Source organism: Klebsiella spallanzanii (genome assembly GCF_902158555.1).
GTDB classification, from domain to species: domain Bacteria; phylum Pseudomonadota; class Gammaproteobacteria; order Enterobacterales; family Enterobacteriaceae; genus Klebsiella; species Klebsiella spallanzanii.
Map to the genome: position 1 here is coordinate 103,612 of NZ_CABGGS010000012.1, position 6,874 is coordinate 110,485.

Here is a 6,874-nt window from a genome sequence, read left to right on the forward strand (position 1 = left end):
AGATCGAGAGAAACAGAATTTTATGCTGCAACTCATAATCTGCTCCTCTTTTCTGTTTTTAAGTTATAAAAAAACCCCCGGACCTTTCGGTGCGGGGGTCTTAGTTCGTTAAGGCTTGTTTTTTAAGCCTTTCTTCGTCCAAGTGCAGCCCCGCACGGTGGGATAATAATCACCACCACGCTAATCACGACCAGGCTAATCACTCGTAGAAGGGCTGTCATTTTATGTTCTTTCTGTCTTCATGTTCGAAGGAATACCTAAAGAGGTACCACAGACATTGCAGTAAACACAAGATTTTTTTATGACCAACATTCTTATCATGCTAACCATTTATGAAAAAATGATTGTTTTTAATAAGAAAAATATGAAATGAAAATATTTCAATTTGTGGCATACACCACAGCACTTTCTCACCTTATTGACCCAGGACGCTCTTCTGCAAGCTGGTTTCCAAAATGAGTGTAAGGTGCGCAATTGGCAACAAATTGACTGGAAGGGAACACCTAAAATTTAATATTGCCGAATTACGCGACAAAAAATCTCCGACATAATTCCGATCCTCAGGAGGTGTTATGTCACTCGCCATTGTTTACACCCGTGCCGCTCTCGGGATCGGTGCCCCGCTTATCACAATTGAAGTTCATATCAGCAACGGACTACCTGGCTTGACGATGGTGGGGCTTCCGGAAACAACGGTTAAAGAAGCTCGTGACCGGGTACGTAGTGCGATTATCAACAGCGGCTATGCCTGGCCTGCGAAAAAAGTCACCATCAATCTGGCACCGGCCGATCTGCCAAAAGAAGGGGGAAGATATGATTTGCCTATTGCTCTCGCGCTTCTGGTAGCGTCAGAGCAGCTAAATGCGGACAGGTTGAATCAATATGAGTTTGTCGGCGAATTGGCGCTTACAGGCGCTCTGCGTGGCGTTCCTGGGGCGATATCCAGCGCAATGGAGGCGATAAAAGCGGGTCGAAAGATCGTTGTTTCTAGTGAGAACTCGACAGAAGTTGGCTTAATCGGCGGCAGCGACTGTCTTATCGCCGGGCACCTGCAGGAAGTTTGTGCTTTCCTGGAAGGAAGAGCCCCATTAAATCACCCGCTCCCAGAAATTGAGCATCCGGACGAATCATCATTAGACCTTCGTGAAGTTATTGGCCAGCAGCAGGGAAAACGAGCGCTGGAAATCATCGCAGCAGGTGGCCACAATCTGCTGATGATAGGCCCGCCCGGCACAGGAAAAACGATGCTTGCCAGTCGATTACCGAGCCTGCTACCGCCGTTGAGTAACCAGGAAGCGCTGGAAAGCGCGGCAATACTTAGCCTTGTTAATTCCGGTCATGCAACACAACAGTGGCGTCGCAGGCCATTCAGAGCGCCACATCATAGCGCATCGCTTACAGCCATGGTCGGTGGAGGCTCAATTCCAGCCCCTGGTGAAATTTCCCTCGCCCATAATGGCGTTCTATTTCTTGATGAGTTACCCGAATTTGAACGCCGGGTGCTGGATGCATTACGAGAGCCAATTGAGTCAGGAATGATCCATATCTCTCGTACCCGTGCAAAGATCGACTATCCAGCCCGCTTCCAGCTCATTGCTGCAATGAATCCTAGTCCGACAGGGCATTATCAAGGTCAGCATAATCGAACGTCGCCAGAACAAACTCTGCGCTACCTGGGGCGTTTATCCGGCCCGTTCCTCGACCGCTTCGATCTTTCTCTGGAAATTCCGCTCCCGCCACCGGGAATGTTAAGCGGAAGGTCTAGTGAAGAAGAGGACAGCACCAGCGTAAGACAGCGGGTTTTAATTGCACGCGAAAGGCAGTTAGCCCGACAGAAGAAACTTAATGCCCATCTGGGAAATAACGAGATGAAAATCTGGTGTCACCTTCATAAAGATGACGCTGTCTGGCTGGAACAAACCCTATTACAGCTTGGACTTTCGATACGGGCCTGGCAACGCCTGATTAAAGTTGCCCGGACTATTGCTGACATTGGGGAGGTGGAACACATCGAACGCCATCATCTACAGGAGGCGCTCAGCTATCGGGCAATAGACAGAATGTTGAGCCATCTACAGAAACTGATGGCATAAAAAAAGGGCTTACGCCCTTTTTCTTAATCATCGCTTTCAGTGTAGTCTTCCGCACCTTCTACCTGCGGTTTACCGCCGGACAGGGTGTGGAAACGCTTCGGACGCTTAATGCGAGCCATGTACTTGATCCAGACGCGTTCTGCTTCCGTTGCAGGCTCACGTTCACCACGGCACACCGAAACAAACTGTTTCTCATCTTCAGTGACAGGCTCGCGTTTACCCAGTTCTAGTTCATTAAAGGCATAACCATGACGTTCCAGCAGTTGCGCCTCTTTGATGGTGAAATCTCCATGACGGGAAAACCCGCGCGGATAATTTTTATTGTCGAAAAAACGATTAGTTGTCGTAAAGCTTTCCGCCATCCTACACGCTCCTGATTCTTTGGCCGAGCTATTTATGGCGCGGAGTATTAGTTACGCTTGACAGAGCGTCAAACAAAACATTTAAATCATCACGACAAATAATTTTGCGGAGAAGAGTGTGGATACGGAATTGCTGAAGACTTTCCTTGAAGTGAGCAGAACTCGCCACTTTGGCCGAGCCGCGGAAGCGCTTTATCTGACGCAGTCAGCAGTTAGCTTTCGTATTCGTCAGCTCGAGAACCAGCTCGGAGTAAATCTTTTCACTCGTCATCGTAATAATATTCGCCTGACGCCAGCCGGAGAGAAATTATTACCCTATGCCGAAACCTTGATGAATACCTGGCAGGCCGCGCGTAAGGAGGTCGCAAACTCCTCACGACATAACGAATTTTCAATAGGTGCCAGCGCTTCGCTTTGGGAGTGTCTGCTCAACGGATGGCTAGGCAAGCTCTATATCGAGCCCTACAGCCTTCAGTTCGAAGCCCGGATCGCACAGCGTCAATCGCTGGTTAAACAATTACATGAACGTCAGCTTGATCTACTGATCACAACAGAATCGCCGAAGATGGACGAACTAAGCAGCCAGTTGCTTGGCAATTTCACATTGGCACTTTTTTGTACATCACCGGCAAAAAACAAAAATGAATTGAATTATTTACGTCTGGAGTGGGGACCTGATTTTCAACAAAATGAAGTTGGGCTGATCGGTAATGACGATATTCCCCTGCTGACCACCAGTTCTGCTGAATTAGCATACCAGCAGCTCAGTGCACTTAAAGGCTGTACATGGCTGCCCGTACGCTGGGCTCAGGAGAAAAATAACCTACATACGGTGATGGACAGCGCGACGCTTTCAAGGCCGCTCTATGCGATTTGGTTACAAAACAGCGATAAACAAGCGCAGATTCGTGAGATCCTGAAGAACAACATATTAGGATAGGCTGCTCAGTCCTCCATGGATGGGGACTATCTGGAAGAGGAAATTTAAAGCAAAAAAAATCCTTTGCCTGAGCAAAGGATTATTATATGGCAGGGGCGGAGAGACTCGAACTCGCGACACCCGGTTTTGGAGACCGGTGCTCTACCAACTGAGCTACGCCCCTAAAGTTTCTTATCATTAAGCCTGCTAAAATAGCAGGCTTAATTTTCTAATAAGTGGCGGAACGGACGGGACTCGAACCCGCGACCCCCTGCGTGACAGGCAGGTATTCTAACCGACTGAACTACCGCTCCACCGAATACTTCTGTAACCACCGGATTTATGCACCGGCTTACTACTTAATTTGATGCCTGGCAGTTCCCTACTCTCACATGGGGAGACCCCACACTACCATCGGCGCTACGGCGTTTCACTTCTGAGTTCGGCATGGGGTCAGGTGGGACCACCGCGCTACTGCCGCCAGGCAAATTCTTTGTACTCTGTCCTGTGTCTTTTGCACTGATACGGCATTGGCTGCTCTGGCGAACGTCAGTCACATACTTCTGTATGCTCCTTCCGTCGCTGCGTTTGCCGCCTTGTCTCAGCGCAAAATCCTTCGGACTCTGAATCTGAGCTGAAAATCTTCTCTCAATCCGCCAAAACATCTTCGGCGTTGTAAGGTTAAGCCTCACGGTTCATTAGTACCGGTTAGCTCAACGCATCGCTGCGCTTACACACCCGGCCTATCAACGTCGTCGTCTTCAACGTTCCTTCAGGAGACCTAAAGTCTCAGGGAGAACTCATCTCGGGGCAAGTTTCGTGCTTAGATGCTTTCAGCACTTATCTCTTCCGCATTTAGCTACCGGGCAATGCCATTGGCATGACAACCCGAACACCAGTGATGCGTCCACTCCGGTCCTCTCGTACTAGGAGCAGCCCCCCTCAATTCTCCAGCGCCCACGGCAGATAGGGACCGAACTGTCTCACGACGTTCTAAACCCAGCTCGCGTACCACTTTAAATGGCGAACAGCCATACCCTTGGGACCTACTTCAGCCCCAGGATGTGATGAGCCGACATCGAGGTGCCAAACACCGCCGTCGATATGAACTCTTGGGCGGTATCAGCCTGTTATCCCCGGAGTACCTTTTATCCGTTGAGCGATGGCCCTTCCATTCAGAACCACCGGATCACTATGACCTGCTTTCGCACCTGCTCGCGCCGTCACGCTCGCAGTCAAGCTGGCTTATGCCATTGCACTAACCTCCTGATGTCCGACCAGGATTAGCCAACCTTCGTGCTCCTCCGTTACTCTTTGGGAGGAGACCGCCCCAGTCAAACTACCCACCAGACACTGTCCGCAACCCCGATTAGGGGCCCACGTTAGAACACCAGCCATTAAAGGGTGGTATTTCAAGGATGGCTCCATGCAGACTGGCGTCCACACTTCAAAGCCTCCCACCTATCCTACACATCAAGGACCAGTGTTCAGTGTCAAGCTATAGTAAAGGTTCACGGGGTCTTTCCGTCTTGCCGCGGGTACACTGCATCTTCACAGCGAGTTCAATTTCACTGAGTCTCGGGTGGAGACAGCCTGGCCATCATTACGCCATTCGTGCAGGTCGGAACTTACCCGACAAGGAATTTCGCTACCTTAGGACCGTTATAGTTACGGCCGCCGTTTACCGGGGCTTCGATCAAGAGCTTCTCCGCGAGGATAACCCCATCAATTAACCTTCCGGCACCGGGCAGGCGTCACACCGTATACGTCCACTTTCGTGTTTGCACAGTGCTGTGTTTTTAATAAACAGTTGCAGCCAGCTGGTATCTTCGACTGATTTCAGCTCCATGAGCAAGTCACTTCACTTACCATCAGCGTGCCTTCTCCCGAAGTTACGGCACCATTTTGCCTAGTTCCTTCACCCGAGTTCTCTCAAGCGCCTTGGTATTCTCTACCTGACCACCTGTGTCGGTTTGGGGTACGATTTGATGTTACCTGATGCTTAGAGGCTTTTCCTGGAAGCAGGGCATTTGTTACTTCAGCACCGTAGTGCCTCGTCATCACACCTCAGCGTTGAAGTGATCCGGATTTACCTGGAACATCCGCCTACATGCTTAAACCGGGACAACCGTCGCCCGGCCAACATAGCCTTCTCCGTCCCCCCTTCGCAGTAACACCGAGTACAGGAATATTAACCTGTTTCCCATCGACTACGCCTTTCGGCCTCGCCTTAGGGGTCGACTCACCCTGCCCCGATTAACGTTGGACAGGAACCCTTGGTCTTCCGGCGAGCGGGCTTTTCACCCGCTTTATCGTTACTTATGTCAGCATTCGCACTTCTGATACCTCCAGCAACCCTCACAGGCCACCTTCTACGGCTTACAGAACGCTCCCCTACCCAACAACGCATAAGCGTCGCTGCCGCAGCTTCGGTGCATGGTTTAGCCCCGTTACATCTTCCGCGCAGGCCGACTCGACCAGTGAGCTATTACGCTTTCTTTAAATGATGGCTGCTTCTAAGCCAACATCCTGGCTGTCTGGGCCTTCCCACATCGTTTCCCACTTAACCATGACTTTGGGACCTTAGCTGGCGGTCTGGGTTGTTTCCCTCTTCACGACGGACGTTAGCACCCGCCGTGTGTCTCCCGTGATAACATTCTTCGGTATTCGTAGTTTGCATCGGGTTGGTAAGTCGGGATGACCCCCTAGCCGAAACAGTGCTCTACCCCCGAAGATGAGTTCACGAGGCGCTACCTAAATAGCTTTCGGGGAGAACCAGCTATCTCCCGGTTTGATTGGCCTTTCACCCCCAGCCACAGGTCATCCGCTAATTTTTCAACATTAGTCGGTTCGGTCCTCCAGTTAGTGTTACCCAACCTTCAACCTGCCCATGGCTAGATCACCGGGTTTCGGGTCTATACCCTGCAACTTAACGCCCAGTTAAGACTCGGTTTCCCTGCGGCTCCCCTATTCGGTTAACCTTGCTACAGAATATAAGTCGCTGACCCATTATACAAAAGGTACGCAGTCACCCCATAAAGAGGCTCCCACTGCTTGTACGTACACGGTTTCAGGTTCTTTTTCACTCCCCTCGCCGGGGTTCTTTTCGCCTTTCCCTCACGGTACTGGTTCACTATCGGTCAGTCAGGAGTATTTAGCCTTGGAGGATGGTCCCCCCATATTCAGACAGGATACCACGTGTCCCGCCCTACTCTTCGAGTTCACAGTATGTGCATTTTGGTGTACGGGACTATCACCCTGTACCGTCGGACTTTCCAGACCGTTCCACTAACACACACGCTGATTCAGACTCCGGGCTGCTCCCCGTTCGCTCGCCGCTACTGGGGGAATCTCGGTTGATTTCTTTTCCTCGGGGTACTTAGATGTTTCAGTTCCCCCGGTTCGCCTCGTTAACCTATGTATTCAGTTAACGATAGTGCAACGAATTGCACTGGGTTTCCCCATTCGGACATCGCCGGCTATAACGGTTCATATCACCT

General features: G+C 50.6%; 4 protein-coding genes, 2 tRNA genes and 2 rRNA genes. 2 read left to right on the top strand and 6 right to left on the bottom strand.

The annotated features are described in order from the left end of the window. Window positions 1–122 precede the first annotated feature (122 nt). Complete coding sequence (ilvL, locus tag FN082_RS11670; protein ID WP_072140358.1) at window positions 123–221, bottom strand: ilv operon leader peptide; 99 nt, start codon at window positions 219–221, stop codon at window positions 123–125. A 351-nt stretch (window positions 222–572) separates the two neighbouring features. Between ilvL and FN082_RS11675 the strand changes: the two genes are divergently transcribed. After that, entirely contained in the window at window positions 573–2,093 is a 1,521-nt protein-coding gene (locus tag FN082_RS11675) for a YifB family Mg chelatase-like AAA ATPase (protein ID WP_142981609.1), read from the top strand. 23 nt (window positions 2,094–2,116) lie between these two features. Here FN082_RS11675 and FN082_RS11680 read toward each other — a convergent pair whose 3' ends face one another. Next, window positions 2,117–2,455: a DUF413 domain-containing protein gene (locus FN082_RS11680; protein WP_139537330.1), complete on the bottom strand. Its 339-nt coding sequence runs from the start codon at window positions 2,453–2,455 to the stop codon at window positions 2,117–2,119. A 118-nt stretch (window positions 2,456–2,573) separates the two neighbouring features. Here FN082_RS11680 and hdfR point away from each other — a divergent pair, with 118 nt between their 5' ends. Next, window positions 2,574–3,395 carry an HTH-type transcriptional regulator HdfR gene (hdfR, locus tag FN082_RS11685; protein ID WP_139537329.1) on the top strand — a complete coding sequence of 274 codons (822 nt, stop codon included), beginning with the start codon at window positions 2,574–2,576 and terminating at the stop codon, window positions 3,393–3,395. Window positions 3,396–3,482: 87 nt separating this feature from the next. On the opposite strand, the gene FN082_RS11690 is transcribed toward hdfR, so the two are convergent. The 4 genes from FN082_RS11690 to FN082_RS11705 form a co-directional block, all read right to left on the bottom strand. Beyond that, window positions 3,483–3,558: transfer RNA gene (locus tag FN082_RS11690), tRNA-Trp, on the bottom strand. A gap of 53 nt (window positions 3,559–3,611) precedes the next feature. Beyond that, window positions 3,612–3,688, bottom strand: a tRNA-Asp gene (locus FN082_RS11695). A 55-nt stretch (window positions 3,689–3,743) separates the two neighbouring features. After that, window positions 3,744–3,859 (bottom strand): 5S ribosomal RNA (gene rrf, locus FN082_RS11700). Window positions 3,860–4,051: 192 nt separating this feature from the next. Then, window positions 4,052–6,874: ribosomal RNA gene (locus FN082_RS11705) — 23S ribosomal RNA — on the bottom strand.

Bases quoted from the DNA above. Each gene is read 5' to 3' on its own strand.
- ilvL (WP_072140358.1), bottom strand. From the start codon at position 221: ATGACAGCCCTTCTACGAGTGATTAGCCTGGTCGTGATTAGCGTGGTG.
- FN082_RS11675 (WP_142981609.1), top strand. From the start codon at position 573: ATGTCACTCGCCATTGTTTACACCCGTGCCGCTCTCGGGATCGGTGCC.
- FN082_RS11680 (WP_139537330.1), bottom strand. From the start codon at position 2,455: ATGGCGGAAAGCTTTACGACAACTAATCGTTTTTTCGACAATAAAAAT.